Annotated in this window: 19 protein-coding genes; 15 read left to right on the top strand and 4 right to left on the bottom strand. The window is 62.4% G+C overall.

All coding sequences use genetic code 11. The features are described from left to right. Positions 1 to 206 precede the first annotated feature (206 nt). From mnmG to ACNKU3_RS14175, 13 genes are all read left to right on the top strand, one after another. Positions 207 to 2,114, top strand: coding sequence for a tRNA uridine-5-carboxymethylaminomethyl(34) synthesis enzyme MnmG (gene mnmG / locus ACNKU3_RS14235; protein WP_418260167.1), 1,908 nt, complete (start codon positions 207 to 209; stop codon positions 2,112 to 2,114). A 1-nt stretch (position 2,115) separates the two neighbouring features. Continuing rightward, positions 2,116 to 2,760, top strand: coding sequence for a 16S rRNA (guanine(527)-N(7))-methyltransferase RsmG (gene rsmG / locus ACNKU3_RS14230; protein ID WP_418260166.1), 645 nt, complete (start codon positions 2,116 to 2,118; stop codon positions 2,758 to 2,760). Between the two features lie 14 nt (positions 2,761 to 2,774). Continuing rightward, positions 2,775 to 3,587, top strand: a complete 813-nt coding sequence (locus ACNKU3_RS14225; RefSeq protein ID WP_418260165.1) for a ParA family protein — start codon at positions 2,775 to 2,777, stop codon at positions 3,585 to 3,587. A 16-nt stretch (positions 3,588 to 3,603) separates the two neighbouring features. Beyond that, positions 3,604 to 4,485: a ParB/RepB/Spo0J family partition protein gene (locus ACNKU3_RS14220; protein ID WP_418260164.1), complete on the top strand. Its 882-nt coding sequence runs from the start codon at positions 3,604 to 3,606 to the stop codon at positions 4,483 to 4,485. Positions 4,486 to 4,777: 292 nt separating this feature from the next. Beyond that, positions 4,778 to 5,161, top strand: coding sequence for an ATP synthase subunit I (locus tag ACNKU3_RS14215; RefSeq protein WP_418260163.1), 384 nt, complete (start codon positions 4,778 to 4,780; stop codon positions 5,159 to 5,161). Between the two features lie 25 nt (positions 5,162 to 5,186). Then, positions 5,187 to 6,071, top strand: a complete 885-nt coding sequence (gene atpB, locus ACNKU3_RS14210; RefSeq protein ID WP_418260162.1) for a F0F1 ATP synthase subunit A — start codon at positions 5,187 to 5,189, stop codon at positions 6,069 to 6,071. A 37-nt stretch (positions 6,072 to 6,108) separates the two neighbouring features. Beyond that, on the top strand, positions 6,109 to 6,336 hold the full coding sequence (atpE, locus tag ACNKU3_RS14205; RefSeq protein ID WP_009020576.1) for a F0F1 ATP synthase subunit C: 228 nt from the start codon (positions 6,109 to 6,111) through the stop codon (positions 6,334 to 6,336). Positions 6,337 to 6,405: 69 nt separating this feature from the next. Then, positions 6,406 to 6,876 (top strand): F0F1 ATP synthase subunit B, encoded by a 471-nt coding sequence (locus ACNKU3_RS14200; protein ID WP_418260161.1) that lies wholly within the window; start codon positions 6,406 to 6,408, stop codon positions 6,874 to 6,876. A 12-nt stretch (positions 6,877 to 6,888) separates the two neighbouring features. Then, entirely contained in the window at positions 6,889 to 7,425 is a 537-nt protein-coding gene (locus tag ACNKU3_RS14195) for a F0F1 ATP synthase subunit delta (protein WP_418260160.1), read from the top strand. A gap of 34 nt (positions 7,426 to 7,459) precedes the next feature. Then, positions 7,460 to 9,004: a F0F1 ATP synthase subunit alpha gene (gene atpA, locus ACNKU3_RS14190; protein WP_418260159.1), complete on the top strand. Its 1,545-nt coding sequence runs from the start codon at positions 7,460 to 7,462 to the stop codon at positions 9,002 to 9,004. An 18-nt stretch (positions 9,005 to 9,022) separates the two neighbouring features. Continuing rightward, complete coding sequence (gene atpG / locus ACNKU3_RS14185) at positions 9,023 to 9,886, top strand: F0F1 ATP synthase subunit gamma (protein WP_418260158.1); 864 nt, start codon at positions 9,023 to 9,025, stop codon at positions 9,884 to 9,886. A gap of 85 nt (positions 9,887 to 9,971) precedes the next feature. After that, positions 9,972 to 11,369 (top strand): F0F1 ATP synthase subunit beta, encoded by a 1,398-nt coding sequence (gene atpD, locus ACNKU3_RS14180; RefSeq protein ID WP_418260157.1) that lies wholly within the window; start codon positions 9,972 to 9,974, stop codon positions 11,367 to 11,369. 32 nt (positions 11,370 to 11,401) lie between these two features. Beyond that, positions 11,402 to 11,830, top strand: coding sequence for a F0F1 ATP synthase subunit epsilon (locus tag ACNKU3_RS14175; protein WP_418260156.1), 429 nt, complete (start codon positions 11,402 to 11,404; stop codon positions 11,828 to 11,830). A 58-nt stretch (positions 11,831 to 11,888) separates the two neighbouring features. On the opposite strand, the gene aguA is transcribed toward ACNKU3_RS14175, so the two are convergent. The 4 genes from aguA to ACNKU3_RS14155 all read right to left on the bottom strand — a co-directional run bounded on the left by aguA (position 11,889) and on the right by ACNKU3_RS14155 (position 15,427). Then, the gene (gene aguA, locus ACNKU3_RS14170; protein WP_418260155.1) at positions 11,889 to 12,983 is read right to left on the bottom strand and encodes an agmatine deiminase; all 1,095 of its coding nucleotides are present in this window, start codon (positions 12,981 to 12,983) and stop codon (positions 11,889 to 11,891) included. Further along, positions 12,980 to 13,855 (bottom strand): N-carbamoylputrescine amidase, encoded by an 876-nt coding sequence (gene aguB / locus ACNKU3_RS14165; RefSeq protein ID WP_418260154.1) that lies wholly within the window; start codon positions 13,853 to 13,855, stop codon positions 12,980 to 12,982. The genes aguA and aguB overlap by 4 nt, the downstream gene beginning before the upstream one ends. A 129-nt stretch (positions 13,856 to 13,984) precedes the next feature. Continuing rightward, a complete protein-coding gene (locus ACNKU3_RS14160; protein ID WP_418260153.1) occupies positions 13,985 to 14,554 on the bottom strand; it encodes a hypothetical protein in 570 nt (189 codons plus the stop codon). 132 nt (positions 14,555 to 14,686) lie between these two features. Continuing rightward, positions 14,687 to 15,427, bottom strand: coding sequence for a TrmB family transcriptional regulator (locus ACNKU3_RS14155; RefSeq protein ID WP_418260152.1), 741 nt, complete (start codon positions 15,425 to 15,427; stop codon positions 14,687 to 14,689). A gap of 129 nt (positions 15,428 to 15,556) precedes the next feature. Here ACNKU3_RS14155 and glmU point away from each other — a divergent pair, with 129 nt between their 5' ends. After that, positions 15,557 to 16,930, top strand: a complete 1,374-nt coding sequence (glmU, locus tag ACNKU3_RS14150; protein ID WP_418260150.1) for a bifunctional UDP-N-acetylglucosamine diphosphorylase/glucosamine-1-phosphate N-acetyltransferase GlmU — start codon at positions 15,557 to 15,559, stop codon at positions 16,928 to 16,930. 2 nt (positions 16,931 to 16,932) lie between these two features. Then, the gene (glmS, locus tag ACNKU3_RS14145) at positions 16,933 to 18,765 is read left to right on the top strand and encodes a glutamine--fructose-6-phosphate transaminase (isomerizing) (RefSeq protein WP_418260149.1); all 1,833 of its coding nucleotides are present in this window, start codon (positions 16,933 to 16,935) and stop codon (positions 18,763 to 18,765) included. The last annotated feature ends 91 nt before the right edge of the window (positions 18,766 to 18,856 follow it).

Below are 18,856 nucleotides of genomic sequence, written 5' to 3'. Positions count from 1 at the left end.
ATTCCAGTTGATGGCGAAATTAGCGGAAAATACTCTACAACCTGGCCTATATTTGTCCAAACGGCTGCAAACATGAAGTCATGCAGACGCCAGCTGGCAGTTTTTCGGGATTCCATGACACAAAATACCAGAACAAATTTTGAACAGCCGCCACTGCAGCCGTATAATCGCGCCCCCCGGAATTGTCAGGCTGCGAGGGCCCGGCTGTGAATTTCAAGCAACAGTTCGATGTTATTGTCGTCGGCGGCGGACACGCCGGGACCGAGGCCTGCCTCGCTGCCGCGCGCATGGGTTGCCGAACCCTGTTGCTGACCCACAGTGTGGACACCCTCGGCCAGATGTCCTGCAATCCGGCCATCGGCGGCATCGGCAAGAGCCACCTGGTCAAGGAAGTGGATGCCCTCGGCGGCGCCATGGCCCGCGCCACCGACCGCGCCGGCATCCAGTTCCGCACCCTGAATTCACGCAAGGGACCGGCGGTGCGCGCAACCCGCGCCCAGGCCGACCGGGTGCTCTACCGCAATGCCATCCGGCAGATTCTTGAGGGCCAGGAAAACCTGCTTATTTTCCAGCAGGCAGTCGATGACCTGGTGGTCGAACAGGGCAGGGTAGCCGGTGTGGTAACCCAGATGGGCGTGGTGTTCCGCGCCGCGCAGGTCGTGTTGACCACCGGTACCTTCCTCGGCGGCAAAATCCACATCGGTCTCGAGAACAGCTCCGGAGGTCGCGCCGGTGATCCGCCATCCATCGCGCTGGCCCGGCGCCTGCGGGAGATGCCGTTTCGCGTCGACCGCCTGAAAACCGGGACGCCGCCGCGGATTGACGCGCGCACGGTGAATTTCGACGGCCTGGAAGAGCAGTGGGGTGACCAGCCGATGCCGGTCATGTCGTTTATCGGCGATGTGGCGGAGCACCCGCAGCAGCGCTGCTGCTGGATCACCCACACCAACGCCCAGACCCACGACATCATTCGCGGCGGCCTCGATCGTTCACCCATGTTCTCCGGGGTGATCGAAGGTATTGGTCCGCGCTACTGCCCCAGCATCGAGGACAAGATCCACCGCTTTGCCGACAAGGACTCGCACCAGGTGTTTATCGAGCCCGAGGGCCTGAATACCCCGGAGCTCTATCCCAACGGCATTTCCACCAGTCTTCCCTTCGACGTCCAGGTCGCCCTGGTGCATTCCATCAAGGGTTTCGAGCAGGCGCACATTACCCGGCCCGGCTACGCCATCGAATACGACTATTTCGATCCCCGGGACCTGGAGTATTCCCTGCAGAGCAGGGTCCTGCCCGGCCTCTATCTCGCCGGCCAGATTAACGGCACCACCGGTTACGAGGAGGCCGCGGCGCAGGGCCTGCTCGCCGGCCTCAATGCCGGCCTCGCTGCCCGCGGCGAAAGTGCCTGGTGCCCGCGGCGCGACGAGGCGTACATCGGCGTACTGGTCGACGACCTGATTACCCTCGGTACCAGCGAACCCTATCGCATGTTCACCTCGCGTGCCGAGCACCGCCTCTTGCTGCGTGAAGACAACGCCGATATCCGCCTGACCGAAAAGGGCCGCGAACTCGGCCTGGTCGACGAGCGCCGCTGGCAGCGCTTTGCCAGCAAGCGCGAAGCTATGGAACAGGAAACCGCGCGCCTGGCCAGCACCTGGGTACAGCCCGGCACCGAGGCTGCCGAGGCCCTGTCCGGGAAACTGACCTCACCGCTGACCCGGGAATACTCGCTGCTGGACCTGTTGCGCCGCCCGGAACTCGAATACGCCGATATTGCCCACCTGAAGGGTGTGCCCACGGAAGACCTGCAGGCCGCACAACAGGTGGAAATCCAGGCCAAATACGCCGGTTACATCGATCGCCAGCAGGACGAGATCGAGCGCCTGCGCCGGCATGAGAACACCCGCCTGCCCGAGGGCTTCGACTACCAGCAGGTCGACGGTCTCTCCAACGAGGTCAAGCAGAAACTGGGCGCCGCGCAGCCGGAAACCCTGGCCCGCGCCAGCCGGATTCCCGGCGTCACGCCGGCGGCGGTCTCCCTGCTGCTGATCTACCTGAAAAAGCGCGGCCTGCTGGCCGGCCTGTCCACCTCCAGCGACCGCAAACTGGCCTGACTTGAACCCGGAACTGGCGCAGATACTGGCCCAAGGTTGCAGGCAACTGGGTGTAGCCGAAGATGCAGCGGTGCAGGGCGCACTGCTCGACTACCTGGCGATGCTGCAAAAATGGAACCGGGCCTATAACCTGACCGCGGTGCGCGACCCGCTGGAAATGGTGCGACGCCACCTGCTCGACAGCCTCGCCATTGTTCCCCATGTACCCCGGGGCCGCTTGATCGATGTGGGTACCGGCGCCGGCCTGCCCGGCATACCCCTGGCAATCGTGTACCCCGAGCAGGAAATTCACCTGCTCGACAGCAACGTCAAGAAAACCCGCTTCCTGTTTCAGGTGAAAACTGCCCTGCGCTTGGATAATATGACCGTGCACCATGCGCGGGTCGAGGAGTTCCACGACGGTGGTGTTTACGATGCTGTACTTTCCAGGGCTTTCGCATCGCTCAGCGACATGGTGACCGGCTGCCGGCACCTGCTCGCCGCGGACGGCAGTTTCCTCGCCATGAAAGGGGTGTTTCCGGAGGCGGAGCTGCAGGCGGTCCAGGACCAGTGCGAACTGCGAGCCTCCCACCCGCTGAAGGTGCCAGGGCTGGATGCTGAGCGCCATCTCCTGGAACTGGTACCTCGCGACTCAGGCGGCCATTAACAGGATGGGGATACGTGGCAAACATACTCGCTATTGCTAACCAGAAAGGCGGAGTGGGCAAGACCACGACCTGCGTCAATCTGGCTGCCGCGCTAGCCGCTATGAAAAAACGGGTACTGCTGGTGGACCTCGATCCCCAGGGCAACGCCACCATGGCCAGCGGCGTGGACAAGTACACCGTGGAGGTCGGCGCCTACGATGTCCTGGTGCACATGGCCACCGTCGCCGAGGTGATCCAGCGTCCGGTCCCCGCCGGGTATCACGTGCTGCCCGCGAACAGCGACCTCACTGCGGCCGAAGTCGAACTGGTCAATGTCGAGAACAAGGAACGCCGCCTGCGCGCCGCCCTCGCCGTGGTGAGCGCCGCCTACGACTACATCCTGATCGATTGCCCGCCGTCCCTGAACATGCTGACCCTGAATGCGCTGGTTGCGGCCAACGGGGTGCTGGTGACGATGCAGTGTGAGTATTTTGCCCTGGAGGGCCTGTCCGACCTGCTCGGCACAGTCGGCCGTATCGCCCAGACGGTGAATCCCGAATTGACCGTCACGGGCATTCTGCGGACCATGTACGACCCGCGCAATTCCCTGACCAACGAGGTGTCCAGCCAGCTGCACACCCACTTCGGCGACAAGGTTTTCCGCACGGTGGTTCCGCGTAATATCCGCCTGGCAGAGGCGCCCAGCCACGGGGTGCCCGCGATGTACTATGACCGCTATTCCCGCGGGGCCAAGGCCTACATGGCGCTCGCCGGGGAGATAGTCCGCCGCGCAGACCTGGAGTCGGCGACTGCGGAACTGGCAGCGCTTGCGCAGCCCACTGATTGAACGGAGAACCCTGAGCATGGCGGCCAAAAAACTGGGAAGAGGTCTGGACTCACTGCTGGGCGCCAGTGCGATACCGGCGCAACAGCCCGGTGCCGCCGCCAGTGGGACCGGTGCCGACCCGGAAGCGCCGCTGCGCGAATTGCCAGTCGACCTGATCCAGCGCGGGAAATACCAGCCGCGTCGCGATATCGAACCCGAATCGCTGCAGGAACTCGCCGACAGTATCAAGGCCCAGGGCGTGATGCAGCCCATCGTAGTGCGGCCGATTTCAGACACCAGGTATGAAATCATTGCCGGTGAGCGCCGCTGGCGCGCCACCCAGCTGGCGGGGCTCGACACCATTCCCGCCTTGATCCGCGACGTGCCGGACGAGGCCGCCATCGCCATGGCGCTGATCGAGAATATCCAGCGCGAGGATCTCAACCCGGTGGAGGAGGCGGTGGCGCTGAAACGCCTGCAGGATGAGTTCGGCCTGACCCAGCAGGAAGTGGCCATGGCGGTGGGCAAATCCCGCTCGACGGTGACCAACCTGCTGCGCCTGCTGAGCCTGCAGGACGATGTGCGGCGCATGCTGGAGCACGGCGACCTGGAAATGGGTCACGCCAGGGCCCTGTTGGCGTTGAGCGACGGCGACCAGTCGCACGCCGCCGGCCAGGTGGTGGCCCGGGGTTTCTCCGTGCGCCAGACCGAGGCGCTGGTGCGGCAGTTGCTGGCGGCGCGGGAAAAACCCGCCACCGAGGTGGCGATCGACCCCAATATCCGCCACCTGCAGGACGACCTGTCAGCCCGGCTGGGGGCGAAAGTACAGATTCAGCACGGGGCGAAGGGAAAGGGTAAATTGATCCTCAATTACAATTCCCTGGACGAACTGGACGGCATCCTGAAACACATTAAATAATGGTAGGAAAACAGGGCTGCAGTGGGCCAGTCAGCAGCGCGATCAGGCACCGCCAGACACATTATATGGTGCTCAATAATTACCCAGATACAATATCCTGTATGTGCTCCGACTGGTACCGGGAGCCGGAAAAAAACTGCTGGAATATCACGGGCTTGCGTGTGGCGAATAAATACCTGCGCGGCGCCGCCTTTGGTTGAACCCCCGGGGCATTCAACCTATAATGCGCGCCGCCCTGTACGAGGATTAAAACCCGTGTGGCTTTTGGTGTGGGGAGACCGGCGAGGCGCTAATGCGAGGTGCTGAAATAGCGCGGCCTCCCGTCCATCGTATCACCCTGGCTCAACTGGCGATCCTAAGCATCGTGTGCCTCCCGATGGCGGCATACGCGCCGGTTATAGCCCGGTCGATGGCGGCCGGCGGCCTGGTTGCGATCGTGCCGCAGGCATATTTCGCACTGCAGGCGTTCCGCAGGCGAGGAGCCGGCGACGCACGGCGGATCGCCCAAGCGAGTTACGCGGGGGAAGTGGGCAAATTTATGCTGAGCGCGGCTGGCTTTGCCGTCGTTTTCGCCAGCATGAGGCCGATTCACGGCTTCGCAGTCTTCGCCGGGTATATGGCGATGCTGGCAATACAATTAATAGGTAGCTGGCTGCTGTTGCGGCCGCTGAGATGAAAGTCAGACCCAAGAGTCACCATTGATGGCAGCTTCAGGCGAATCACAGACAGTCTCCGAATATATTGTCCACCACCTGTCAAACCTCACCTATGGCAAGCTGCCGGCGGGTTATGAGCGTTACGACGGCAGCATCGTCGGCGATGGCGGCGTGTGGACCATGGCCCACGGTGGCGTTGAAGCTTCGGCGATGGGGTTTACCGCTATTCATGTCGATTCCATGCTCTGGTCGATTGGCTTGGGCATCATCTTTTGCCGGTTGTTCCGCAGCGTCGCAAAAAAAGCCTCATCCGGCGTGCCCAGCGGCCTGGTCAACGCGGTGGAAATGATCGTCGGCTTCGTCGACGGCACCGTGAAGGATACCTTCCACGGCCATAACAAACTGATTGCTCCCCTGGCCCTGACGATTTTCGTCTGGGTGTTCCTGATGAACCTGATGGACCTGATCCCGGTAGACCTGATCCCCAGCACACTCATGCTGCTCGGCGTCGACTATCAGAAGATCGTGCCCTCTACCGACCCCAACATCACCATGGGCATGGCGGTCGGCGTGTTCATCCTGATGCTCTACTACTCGATCAAGGTGAAGGGCTTCGGCTTCGTCAAGGAGCTCACCCTGAACCCCTTCAACCACTGGATTTTCATCCCGGTGAACCTGTTCATGGAAGTGGTGGGCCTGCTGGCCAAGCCCTTCTCACTCGGCCTGCGTCTGTTCGGCAACATGTACGCTGGCGAAATGATTTTTATCCTGATTGCAGCGCTGTTCAGTGCCGGTATCGCCTGGATGGCGCCCGCGGGCTTGCTGCAGATTGGCTGGGCGATTTTCCATATTCTGGTAATCACCCTGCAGGCTTTCATCTTCATGGTGCTGACGATCGTGTATCTCAGCATGGCCCATGAAGATCATTAATCAACCACATACTGGTTCTTAACGTTAGGAGAAAACCATGGAACTGATCTACGTTGCTGCCGCCATCATGATGGGTCTGGGTGGTCTGGGTGCCGCTATCGGCGTTGGCCTGCTGGGCGGTAAGCTCATCGAAGGCTCTGCTCGCCAGCCGGAACTGGCCCCCAAACTGCAGGTGACCTTCTTCCTGGGCGCCGGCCTGGTAGACGCGATCCCCATTATCGGTGTTGGTATCGCGATGTACCTGATCTTCGTTGTTGCTGGCTAACGGGTTTTTCGATTCACGGGGCCGGGAAGTACAGAGTATCGGCCCCCAGCAACCAGTGAGGAGTAGAGCGTGAATATCAATCTTACGCTTATCGGGCAAATGGTCGCCTTCGTGGTCTTCGTGTGGTTCTGCATGAAGTATGTCTGGCCGCCGATCCTGGCTGCCATGGCAGAGCGGGAGCAGAAAATCGCCGATGGCCTGGCCGCCGCTGATCGTGCAAGCCACGATCTCGAGCTGGCCAAAGAGAAGGCTGTTGAGCGATTGAAAGAAGCCAAGGAAGAGGCCGCGGGCATTATCGACGCTGCCAACAAGCGCGCCAACCAGTTGGTGGAAGAAGCCAAACACGCGGCCGTTGCTGAAGCGGACCGGGTCAAGGCATCTGCCCAGGCTGAAATTGAACAGGAAGCGAACCGTGCCCGCGAGCAACTGCGCAAGCAGGTCGCCGCACTGTCGCTGGCCGGCGCGGAAAAAGTTCTCGGTGCGGCGATCGACCAGAATGCGCACAGTGAGCTGGTCGAAAAACTGGCTTCCGAGCTTTAAGGCAGGGTCAACATGGCTGAACTAAGCACACTGGCACGTCCCTATGCCCGGGCAGCTTTCGAGCATGCCCGCGAAAAAGGTGTCCTGGCGCAGTGGTCCGAGGAACTGGCAACCTGTGCGGCGGTGGCTGCCGACGCGCGCGTCGCAAAGTTGCTGGACAGTCCGTCGTATACCAGCGAACAACAGGCGAAGGCCTTGAACGACCTGTGCGGTGATGCCACTGGCGCGGATTTCAAGAATTTCGTGAAAGTGCTGGCGGGCAACAAGCGCCTGGCGCTGCTGGCGGATATTCGCGGCCAGTTCGAGCAACTCAAGGCGAGCCTGGAACAACGGGTGGATGTCGAGGTCATCTCCGCATTCGACCTGGATGCCGCGGCCCTGGACAAGCTGTCCCAGGCACTCGGCAGGAAACTTGAGCGAGAAGTGCAAGTCAGCACCTCCACCGACAGCAATCTTCTTGGTGGCGTACTTATCAGGGCGGGTGATCTGGTGATCGACGGCTCCGTGCGCGGCCGCCTGAACAAGCTGGCCGAGGCAATGAACTCCTGACACGCGTCAGGGTAAAGGATTTGAGGAACAGAGCATGCAGCAACTGAATCCATCTGAAATCAGCGAGATTATCAAGCAGCGCATCGAGCAGCTGGATGTCTCCAGCGAGGCCCGCAACGAGGGCACCGTAGTTTCCGTCACAGACGGTATTATTCGTATCCACGGTCTGGCCGACGTGATGTACGGTGAAATGATCGAGTTCGAGGGCGGCATCTACGGTATGGCGCTGAACCTCGAGCGCGATTCTGTCGGCGCGGTAATCCTCGGTGACTACAAGTCGCTGGCGGAAGGCCAGAGCTGCCGTTGCACCGGGCGCATCCTGGAAGTGCCGGTCGGACCCGAGCTGCAGGGCCGCGTAATCGACGCCCTGGGTAACCCGATCGACGGTAAGGGCCCGATCAACACCAGCCTCACCGATGCTCTGGAAAAAGTTGCGCCGGGCGTAATTGCCCGTCAATCGGTCGACCAGCCGGTACAGATCGGCCTCAAGGCCATCGACGCCATGGTGCCGATCGGTCGCGGCCAGCGCGAGCTGATCATCGGCGACCGCCAGATCGGTAAAACCGCCATCGCGGTCGACGCCATCATCAACCAGAAAGGCACCGGCATTAAGTGTATCTACGTCGCCGTTGGCCAGAAGGCGTCTTCGGTTGCAGCCGTTGTGCGCAAACTGGAAGAACACGGCGCGATGGAACACACCATCGTGGTCGCAGCAACTGCCTCCGATCCGGCCGCCATGCAGTACCTGGCGCCCTTCGCCGGTTGCACCATGGGCGAGTACTACCGCGACCGCGGTGAAGACGCCCTGATCATTTACGATGACCTGACCAAGCAGGCCTGGGCCTACCGCCAGATCTCCCTGTTGCTGCGTCGTCCTCCGGGCCGTGAAGCCTATCCCGGTGACGTGTTCTACCTGCACTCACGCCTGCTGGAACGCGCCGCGCGGGTCAACGCCGACTACGTCGAGAAGTTCACCAACGGTGAAGTCAAAGGCAAGACCGGCTCACTGACCGCACTGCCGGTGATTGAGACCCAGGCCGGCGACGTATCCGCTTTCGTACCGACCAACGTGATCTCCATTACCGACGGCCAGATCTTCCTCGAGGCCGACATGTTCAACGCGGGCATCCGCCCGGCGATGAACGCCGGTATCTCGGTATCCCGTGTGGGTGGTGCCGCGCAGACCAAGATCATGAAGAAACTGTCCGGTGGTATCCGTACCGCACTGGCGCAGTACCGTGAACTGGCGGCCTTCTCCCAGTTTGCATCAGACCTCGACGACGCCACCAAGGCCCAGCTGGACCACGGTGAGCGCGTAACCGAACTGATGAAGCAGAAGCAGTACTCGCCGCAGAGCGTTGCCGATATGGGCGTGCTGCTGTACGCCGCCAACGAGGGCTACATGAACGACGTGGAAGTCGCCAAGATCGGTGATTTCGAAGCGGCGCTGCTGTCCTACATGCACGGCGAACACGGCGAGCTGATGAACAAGATCGTCGCTACCGGTGACTACAACGACGAGATCGCCGCGACCTTCAAGTCCGCGATCGAGAAGTTCAAAGCCACCCAGACCTGGTAAGCGCCCGAGGACCTGCAGATGGCAGTCGGAAAAGAAATCCGCACCAAGATCTCCAGCATCCAGAGCACGCAGAAGATCACCAGTGCGATGGAAATGGTAGCGGCGAGCAAGATGCGCAAGGCGCAGGAGCGCATGCAGCTGGGCAAGCCCTACGCCCGTCGCATGCGTGCCGTGGTCGGCCACCTGGCCAACGCGGCGCCGGAATACCGCCACATGTACATGGAAACGCGCGAAGTCAAACGCGTCGGTTTCATCGTGGTGTCCACCGATCGCGGCCTGTGCGGCGGCTTGAACATCAACCTGTTCAAGACCACCGTCAGGGCGATGAAAGAGTGGCACCAGCAAGGGGTCGAGATCGATCTCAGCCTGGTCGGTGCCAAGGCCTCCGCGTTTTTCAACAGCTACGGTGGCAATGTGATCGCAGCGGTTCGCGATCTCGGCGAAGAGCCCACGCTCAGCGACCTGATCGGCGGCGTCAAGGCCATGCTCGACGCCTACGAGGAAGGCCGCATCGATCGCCTGTTCCTGGTGAGCAACGAGTTCGTCAACACCATGACCCAGTCGCCCACGGTCGAGCAGTTGCTGCCGCTGGAAGCGGAAGCGTCGGACGAGATGAAGCACCACTGGGACTACATCTACGAGCCCGATGCAAAAGAACTGCTGGAAGGCCTGCTGAAGCGCTATATCGAGTCGCAGGTGTACCAGGCGGTCGTCGAAAACGGTGCCTGTGAACAGGCAGCGCGGATGCTGGCGATGAAAAACGCCACCGACAACGCCGGTGACCTGATTGAAGACCTGCAGCTGATCTACAACAAGGCGCGGCAGGCGGCGATCACCCAGGAGCTGTCGGAAATTGTGAGCGGCGCCGCGGCGATTAGCTAAACAATAGGGGTCAGAGCCCTTTTTCGCTCTGCGAAAAAGGGCTCTGACCCCGGGTTGAAAGAATTTATTTAGAGAGGATCCGAACATGAGTAGCGGACGCATCGTACAAATCATTGGCGCGGTAATCGACGTGGAATTCCCGCGCGATTCAGTGCCGCAGGTCTATGACGCACTGACTGTCACCGAAAAAGGCCTGACCCTGGAAGTACAGCAGCAGCTCGGCGACGGCGTCGTGCGCTCCATTGCACTGGGTTCTTCCGAGGGCCTGTCGCGCGGTCTGGCGGTCGCCAACACCGGCGCCCCGATCTCCGTGCCCGTGGGCCTCGAAACCCTCGGCCGCATCATGGACGTACTCGGCAACCCGATTGACGAGTGCGGCCCCATTGGCGAGAAAGAGCGAGCCTCGATTCACCGCGCCGCACCTACCTACGAGGAACTGGCTGCCGCGGAAGAACTGCTGGAAACCGGCATCAAGGTTATCGACCTGGTCTGCCCCTTCGCCAAGGGCGGCAAGATCGGCCTGTTCGGTGGCGCCGGCGTGGGCAAGACCGTTAACATGATGGAGCTGATCAACAACATCGCCACCGAGCACAGCGGCCTGTCCGTATTCGCCGGTGTGGGTGAGCGTACTCGTGAAGGTAACGACTTCTACTTCGAGATGCAGGAATCCAAGGTTGTCGACGTCGAAAACTTCAGCAACTCCAAGGTGGCGATGGTCTACGGCCAGATGAACGAGCCGCCGGGCAACCGTCTGCGCGTGGCCCTGACCGGCCTGACCATGGCCGAGAAGTTCCGTGACGAGGGCCGTGACGTACTGCTGTTCGTCGACAACATCTACCGTTACACCCTGGCCGGTACCGAAGTATCCGCACTGCTGGGCCGTATGCCCTCCGCGGTAGGTTACCAGCCGACCCTGGCTGAAGAGATGGGCGTACTGCAGGAGCGTATTACTTCCACCAAGGTGGGCTCCATTACCTCCATCCAGGCGGTATACGTACCGGCGGACGACCTGACCGACCCGTCACCCGCGACCACCTTCGCCCACCTTGACGCGACCGTGGTACTGTCCCGTGACATCGCCGCGAAGGGTATCTACCCCGCAGTAGATCCGCTCGACTCCACCTCGCGCCAGCTGGATCCGTTGCTGATCGGCAACGAGCACTACGATACTGCCCGCGGTGTACAAACCGTACTGCAGCGCTACAAGGAGCTGAAGGACATCATCGCCATCCTCGGTATGGACGAACTGTCCGAGGAAGACAAGCAGACCGTGGACCGCGCGCGTAAGATCGAGCGTTTCCTGTCGCAGCCCTTCCACGTGGCGGAAGTCTTCACCGGTTCTCCAGGTAAGTACGTGTCCCTGAAAGACACCATCGCCGGCTTCAAGGCGATTCTCGCTGGCGAGTACGATCACCTGCCGGAGCAGGCGTTCTACATGGTCGGCAGCATTGAAGAAGCCGTCGAGAAGGCGAAGAAACTTTAAGCCTGACTCGTTAGGGAGAGGCCACCAGACTTATGGCTATGACTATTCACTGTGACATCGTCAGCGCGGAGGAGGAAATCTTCTCCGGACTGGTCGAACTGCTGGTCGCCAGCGGCAATGAAGGTGAACTGGGTGTGAACTACGGCCACGCGCCGCTGCTCACCGCCCTGAAACCGGGCCCGGTTCGCATCGTGACGCAAAAAGGTGACGAGGAAGTGTACTACGTCTCCGGCGGCTTCCTCGAAGTGCAGCCCGGCGTGGTTACCATCCTGGCAGACACCGCACTGCGCGCCGATGACGTTGACGAGGCCGCGGCCGAGGAAGCACGCCGCGAAGCGGAGCACGCCCTTGCCAACCAGAGCGGCGAGTTCGACTACGGTCGCGCCTCCGCGCAGTTGGCGGAAGCCGCTGCCCAGCTCGCCACCCTGCGCAAGATGAAAAACCGGGCCGGCCGCGGCTAAGGCCCGTCCGTTTCGCGTATCCAGAGCCCCGGCCAATCGCCGGGGCTTTTTTTTGGGGTCAGGCCAGGGGAATCTGCTGGGTGATACAGTGGATATTGCCGCCGCCGAGCAGTATTTCCCGTCCCGGCACGCCCACGACTTCCCGTTCGGGAAAGAGCTCGGCGAGGATCCTGTGCGCCTCCTGGTCGTGCCGCGCATCCAGCAGGGGAAACACCACCCGTGAATTGGTGACCAGGAAATTGGCGTAGGAACCGGCGAGGCGTTCGCCAGCGCGGCGGGACATTCCGGCCGTGGCTGCTACTCCAGCCGCTTCCTCGTCGCTGATATACAGAGGTCCCGGCAGCGGGAGTTTGTGCACCCGCAGTTTGCGGCCCCGCGCGTCCGGCGTCGCTTCCAGTACCGTCATCGCCTCGCGACAGATAGCGTACATGGGATCACCCGGGTCATCGCACCAGGTGAGTACCACTTCCCCGGGGCGAACCACATGCATGAGGTTATCGACGTGGCCGTTGGTTTCATCGTTATAGACACCCCTCGGTAGCCAGATCACGCGGCTGACGCCCAGGTAGTCACTGACCAGTTGTTCGATGGCGGCCCGGTCGAGTTGCGGATTGCGCCCGGGGTGCAGCAGGCACTCCTCGGTGGTAAAGCAGGTGCCCTCGCCATCGACGTGGAGGGCGCCGCCCTCCATGACCAGCGGGGCACGGTAGCGCTGTTCGCCGCGCAGGTCCAGCAGCTGGGAGGCCAGCGCATCGTCCTGGCGCCAATCGGGATAGAGGCCGTCGACCTCGCCGCCCCAGGCGTTGAACTGCCAGTCCACGCCGCGCAATTCGCCGGCGCCGTTGATCACATAACTGGGGCCGATATCGCGCATCCAGCAGTCATCGCTGGGAATTCGCAGCAGCGTCACCCCTGCGGGCATCGCATCGCGGGCAGCGTCATAATCGGCGTCCGCAACGCACATGTGCACCGGGGTGGCGGGCAGGATCGCAGCGGCGACGGCGGCGAACGCGGCCTGCGCCGGGCGCGCCCCCTCCCGCCAGTTGTCGGGTCGCTGCGGCCAGGCCATCAACACGGCCTGTTGCGCGGCGTACTCACCGGGCATGTGGAAACCGTCGGCCGCGGGACGGCTTGGCAGTGGCTTGCTGTTCAAGAGGGTTTCCGCGCGGTGCCGCTGATCACTGAGTACAGTTCCGGCCGGCGGTCGCGGAACAGGCCCCAGGACCGGCGATAGGTGGCACAGGCATCGAGGTCTATGGCGGTAATCAGGGTGGTTTCCTCATCGCGACCGGCCTCGACAATTTTCTCGCCGGTATGGTCGGCGATAAACGATGAACCGTAGAACGTGGTTTTCACGCCGTCGTCGATTTCCACGCCGGTGCGGTTGGCGGCGATGACCGGCAGGATGTTGGCGGCGGCGTGGCCCTGCATGACCCGCTGCCAGTGACCGCTGGAATCGAGGGTCGGGTCCTGTGGCTCGGAGCCGATGGCGGTGGGGAAGAACATGACCTCGGCGCCCAGCAGGGCGCAGCAGCGCGCGGTTTCCGGGAACCACTGATCCCAGCAGATGCCGACCCCGAAGCGGCCGAAGCGTGTTTCCCACACCTTGAAACCGGTGTCGCCGGGAGTGAAGTAAAACTTCTCGCAGTAACCCGGACCGTCCGGAATATGGCTCTTGCGGTAGTTGTCGAGCACGCTGCCATCGGCGTCGATCATGACCAGCGAATTGTAGTGAGTGCTGCCGTCGAGTTCGAAATAGCTGACAGGCAGAACGACCCCCAGTTCGGCGGCGAGGGCGGCAAAGCGGGCGATAACCGGATTGCCCTCGAGCGGCTGCGCCAGGTCCAGGTGTGGGTAGACCTGGGCCTTGCAAAAATAGGGCGTGGCGAACAGCTCGGGCAGCAGGATCACCTGGGCGCCGCGGCCATGCGCGTCGCGCACGGCAGACTCCGCCTTGTGCAGGTTGGCCTCGATGTCCCAGCTCATGGCGAGTTGAATCGCCGCAAAGTGTACCGTGCGAGTCATGTGCGTTTACCTTGAATGAACCCGATACAGGTTGGATAACGCGTGCAGCATAGAGTAAAGCGGCGCATAAGCGAATACCACGGGTGGAATCTGTTTCCACCCGTGGCGTTACGGCCGTGAAGGGCGAGGTTAGCTGCGTCGTGAGCGCAGGCGGAACCCGCCAAGGCCGGCTATGCAGGCCGACAGCAGGGCAAAGGCCCAACTTCCGAACAGGGGAACCGGTGCAGGTGGTGCAGGTGGCGCGGGCAGTGCCGGTGGGGGCGGCAGGGTCGCCGAGCCGGTGTCGACCCCGGAACAGGTGAAATCGAAATAGGAAGAGGACAACTCATTGGAGCTGCTGTCGGCAATGTAGTATGTCACGGTTCCGCTATACGGATAGGTCAATGATGGCGGGTACGTCGCGCCGACCGACCAGCCCGCTTGGGGGGAGACATAAATAGGGTTACTCAGGCTCGAACTATTGTCCAGGACAACGGTACCCCGGGGTACCTCAATGCGGTACATGATGGCCTGGTCGTTGGGATCGGGCACGTTAAACGTGACGTCAATTTCTGCGGTAAAGCGATCTTCACTACATTCAACGAGCGTTACCGCTGTAATCTCGATGGATGGTTGTGCCATTGCCTGACCGGCACACAGCATCGTGGAAAATACCAGCAAACCGCGGCTGACACGCTTACCTACGCCACCCCTGAACATCGCTTTATTCCCCTGTGTGTATAAAGACCTGGCTTCTTATACTAGAACGCAAAGTCCAAATCGCAATGCGATTTGTGCCTGCTATTTGAGAGGGGTTGAGCCCGCCTGTCGAATGCGCTGTTTTGCGCCTGATCAGAGTAGTTGCCAGAGGGTATCAAAGAGAATTTGCTGGGTAGCCGCAATCGCCGCGGAATCGATGATGATCACCACGGGATAGTTTTCCTCGGCCAGTGTGATCATGGCCACTTTCGGCGGATAGATGGCGATATAGGAGGCGTCCGGGTCGGTGCTGGTCGGCAGCCATTTGCGCTCGGCGTATTCGGCTTCGTCGCCGCCTTCACCCACCGCGATTACCCGCACCCGGATGCCGCGGCTCTCGCGCAGGCGGGTAAAATTCGGAAACGGGCGATAGAGGTGGCGGCGCAGGGTGCGGGTGGAAATCACCGAGTACCCGCGCTCCGGGTCGCGGCCGGCGCTGTCGAGGATATCCCGCAGCACCAGCTCGACCCCGTCATCGCCCTCGTAGAAGCGCACATTGCCGGGGCTGAATTTTGCCTGTGACTGCTTGAGCGCCGGAATGACCTCGGTGCGCAACTGGTCGAGGGCCTGGGTCAGCGCCTGCTGTTTCTGTTCACCCAGTTGCAGCAGGCGCTCCGGTTCCTCGGCCTGGAACACGCGGCGCTTGCCCCGGGGGAAGTAATTGACCACACCCTTGGCGGCGAGCTGTTTCAGGGTTTCGTAGGTGGTGCCGCGGTTGATGCCCGCATCCGCGGCGACGTCGCGGATGGATGCCGGCCCCAGCCGCAGCAGCGCCCGGTAGATGTTGATCTCGCGCTCGTCGAGACCCAGCTGGCGCAGGCTATCCAGTTTCATTCGTTGTCATTAAATTTGTGACAAATGGCGTTGTATTGCCAATACTTGATTTTTACTATGCGCTTAATCCAAAACTTATGTCAATAAATCGCTGACAGCGAGCCCGGTGGGCACGCTGGGACCAGGGCCATGAAACTCGATATCGTGATACTTGCCGCAGGGCAGGGCACCCGCATGAAATCCTCGCTGCCCAAGGTGCTGCACCCGGTGGCCGGCCGGCCGATGCTCGCCCATGTCATCGCGACCGCCCGCGCCCTGGATCCCGTGGCCATCCACGTTGTCGTGGGGCACGGCGCCGATGAGGTCCGCACGGCACTGGCCGGTGAAGACCTCAACTGGGTGGTGCAGGCGCAGCAACTGGGCACCGGGGACGCGGTCCTGCAGGCACTGCCGGACATCGCCGGAGACAGTGTGGTGCTGGTGCTCTACGGCGATGTGCCACTGATAGAAACCGCGACCCTGCGCGCCCTCGTGGCGCAGGCTGACCAGGCGCCGGCGCTGTTGACCGCAGAGGTGGGCGATCCGCAGGGTTACGGCCGGATCATCCGTGCCGCCGACGGCAGTGTAGTGGCTGTGGTGGAGGAAAAGGACGCCAATCCGGAACAGCGCGCCCTGCGCGAGGTGAACTCCGGGGTGCTGGCAGCGCCCGCGAGCCTGCTCGCCAGGTACCTGCCCGCGGTGGGTAACGCCAACAGCCAGGGCGAATACTACCTGCCGGATGTCCTCGGTCTCGCCGTCAGCGACGGCCTGGCGGTGGCGGCGCAACTGGCGCTGTCGGAAATCGAGATACTGGGGGTCAATGACCGGGTCCAGCTCGCCGCGGTGGAGCGCGAATACCAGCTGCGCCGCGCCCATGCCTTCATGCGCGAGGGCGTCGCCATCGCCGATCCCCGGCGCTTCGACCTGCGCGGAACCCTGCATTGCGGGCGCGATGTCAGCATCGACGTCAACGTGGTGCTGGAGGGCGAGGTCTCCCTCGGTGACGGGGTGTCCATCGGGCCCAACTGCGTACTTCGCGATGTGGCCATTGGCGCGGGCAGTACAGTCCACGCCATGAGCCACCTCGAGGGCGCCGTGCTCGCTGAGAATACCAGCGTGGGCCCCTTCGCCCGCCTGCGCCCGGGCACCCGGATGGCCGCCGGCGCGCGCATCGGTAATTTCGTCGAGACCAAGAACGCGGACATCGGGGTCGCCAGCAAGGTGAACCACCTGACCTACATCGGCGACTGTGCGATGGGTGAGGGCGTGAATATCGGCGCCGGCACCATCACCTGCAATTACGATGGCGTGAACAAACACCGCACCACCATCGGCGATGGCGTGTTCGTCGGCTCCAACAGCACCCTGGTGGCGCCGGTGGAGATCGCGGACGGCGGATTCGTGGCCGCCGGCTCCACGCTGACCATGGCGGTAGGGGAAAACGAACTGGCGGTGGCGCGCGGGCGCCAGCGCAATATCCAGGGCTGGCAACGGCCAAACAGCAGTAACAAGGAGGGTCACTGACGATGTGTGGCATTGTGGCAGCCGCGGCGCGGCGCGAGGTTTCCGAGATCCTGCTGGAGGGTTTGCGGCGCCTGGAATACCGGGGCTACGACTCCGCAGGGATGGCCCTGCTCGACAACGAGCACAACCTGCTCCTGCACAAACGCCTGGGCAAGGTGGCGGAACTGGAAACGGCCCAGCAGCTGCAGCCCTTCCTGGGCTGTATCGGTATCGCCCACACCCGCTGGGCAACCCACGGCGAGCCCTCGGCGGTCAATGCCCACCCGCATATTTCCGGGCAGCGCCTGGCGCTGGTCCACAACGGGATTATTGAAAACCACGAACAGCTGCGCGGCGAATTGCAGTCCGCGGGGTACACCTTCCACTCCGCCACCGACAGCGAAGTCATTGTGCACCTGTTGCACCAGCAGCTGGCCGGCGGCGGCAAGGACCTCGCCACTGCCATGCGCACAGCCGTGGCACGGCTGGAGGGCGCTTACGCGATCGCCGCAATCGATACCGCCCATCCGGACACGGTGGTTGCCGCGCGGCGCGGCAGCCCCCTGGTGGTCGGTGTCGGTATCGGTGAGAACTTCCTCGCCTCTGACCAGCTCGCACTGCGCCAGGTGACGGACCGCTTCATCTACCTCGAAGAGGGAGACCTGGTGCAGTTGACCCCGTCCAGTGTCCGCGTGTTCGACCTCGAGGATCGGGAACAGCGGCGGGAGATGACCCGGATCAATGACGTGGTCGAATCCGCCGAACTCGGCGGCTTTAGCCATTTCATGTTGAAGGAGATACACGAACAGCCCAGGGCGCTGGCGGCCACCTTCAATGCCGGTGGCAACGAGGATGTAACCGACCGCGCCTTCGGCGCCGCCGCCGGGGCCCTGTTCGACCAGGTGGAACGCATCCAGATTGTCGCCTGCGGCACCAGCTTTCACGCGGGAATGGTCGCCCGCTACTGGCTGGAGGAACTGGCCGGCGTTGCCTGCCAGGTGGAGGTGGCCTCGGAGTTCCGCTACCGCAGCCGGGTCGCGCAGCCCGGTACGCTGCTGCTGACCATTTCCCAGTCCGGCGAGACAGCAGATACCCTCGCCGCGTTGCGCAATGTTGCGCCCGGGGAGTTCATAGGCAGCCTGGCGATCACCAACGTCGCCAGCAGCTCCCTGGTGCGGGAAAGCGACCTGGTATTCCTCACCCGGGCCGGCCCCGAAATCGGTGTTGCTTCCACCAAGGCATTCACCACCCAGCTGGTGGCCCTGCTGATGTTGACGCTCGTGCTGGGACGGCGCCGTGGCCTGGGTGAGGAGAAGGCACAGGAGTTGCTCAACGCCTTGCGGCAGCTGCCGGACTATGTACAGCAGACGCTTGAACTCGACGATGCAATCAGGGCCCTGTCCGAGGAATTTATTCCCCGGTATCACGCGCTGTTCCTCGGTCGCGGTATCCAGTACCCGATCGCCATGGAGGGCGCCCTGAAGCTCAAGGAAATTTCCTACATCCACGCCGAGGCCTACCCCGCAGGCGAACTCAAGCATGGGCCACTGGCCCTGGTCGACGACGAAATGCCGGTGGTTGCCGTGGCGCCGGGGGATGACCTGCTGGAAAAGCTGAAGTCCAACCTCGAAGAGGTGCGTTCGCGCGGCGGTGAACTCTTCGTGTTCGCGGACCGCAACGCCGGCCTGCACAGCGACGCCCGGGTCACCGTCATGAACATGCCCCACTGTCCGGAGGTGGTGAAACCGATTGTCTACACCGTCGCCCTGCAACTGCTGTCCTACCATGTGGCAGTGCAAAAGGGGACGGATGTCGACAAACCGCGCAACCTCGCGAAATCCGTCACCGTGGAATGACCGGGATAGCCGCCGGGAGCAGGGGGCTGGTGGGCGCCCGGGCCGATGGACGCCGCAGGCGCGCAATACCTTCGCCGCGCCCGCTAACACA

Origin of the sequence: Haliea sp. E17, assembly GCF_048323675.1 — a bacterium.
Classification (GTDB): domain Bacteria; phylum Pseudomonadota; class Gammaproteobacteria; order Pseudomonadales; family Halieaceae; genus Mangrovimicrobium.
Note: the sequence above shows the minus strand (reverse complement) of the source record. Positions and strands in the feature narration are given on the sequence as shown.

Excerpts from the sequence above, each read along its gene's own strand:
- ACNKU3_RS14220 (WP_418260164.1), top strand. The coding sequence starts at position 3,604 with ATGGCGGCCAAAAAACTGGGAAGAGGTCTGGACTCACTGCTGGGCGCC.
- ACNKU3_RS14215 (WP_418260163.1), top strand. The coding sequence starts at position 4,778 with ATGCGAGGTGCTGAAATAGCGCGGCCTCCCGTCCATCGTATCACCCTG.
- atpB (WP_418260162.1), top strand. The coding sequence starts at position 5,187 with ATGGCAGCTTCAGGCGAATCACAGACAGTCTCCGAATATATTGTCCAC.
- atpE (WP_009020576.1), top strand. The coding sequence starts at position 6,109 with ATGGAACTGATCTACGTTGCTGCCGCCATCATGATGGGTCTGGGTGGT.
- ACNKU3_RS14195 (WP_418260160.1), top strand. The coding sequence starts at position 6,889 with ATGGCTGAACTAAGCACACTGGCACGTCCCTATGCCCGGGCAGCTTTC.
- atpA (WP_418260159.1), top strand. The coding sequence starts at position 7,460 with ATGCAGCAACTGAATCCATCTGAAATCAGCGAGATTATCAAGCAGCGC.
- atpG (WP_418260158.1), top strand. The coding sequence starts at position 9,023 with ATGGCAGTCGGAAAAGAAATCCGCACCAAGATCTCCAGCATCCAGAGC.
- atpD (WP_418260157.1), top strand. The coding sequence starts at position 9,972 with ATGAGTAGCGGACGCATCGTACAAATCATTGGCGCGGTAATCGACGTG.
- ACNKU3_RS14175 (WP_418260156.1), top strand. The coding sequence starts at position 11,402 with ATGGCTATGACTATTCACTGTGACATCGTCAGCGCGGAGGAGGAAATC.
- aguB (WP_418260154.1), bottom strand. The coding sequence starts at position 13,855 with ATGACTCGCACGGTACACTTTGCGGCGATTCAACTCGCCATGAGCTGG.
- ACNKU3_RS14160 (WP_418260153.1), bottom strand. The coding sequence starts at position 14,554 with ATGTTCAGGGGTGGCGTAGGTAAGCGTGTCAGCCGCGGTTTGCTGGTA.
- ACNKU3_RS14155 (WP_418260152.1), bottom strand. The coding sequence starts at position 15,427 with ATGAAACTGGATAGCCTGCGCCAGCTGGGTCTCGACGAGCGCGAGATC.
- glmU (WP_418260150.1), top strand. The coding sequence starts at position 15,557 with ATGAAACTCGATATCGTGATACTTGCCGCAGGGCAGGGCACCCGCATG.
- glmS (WP_418260149.1), top strand. The coding sequence starts at position 16,933 with ATGTGTGGCATTGTGGCAGCCGCGGCGCGGCGCGAGGTTTCCGAGATC.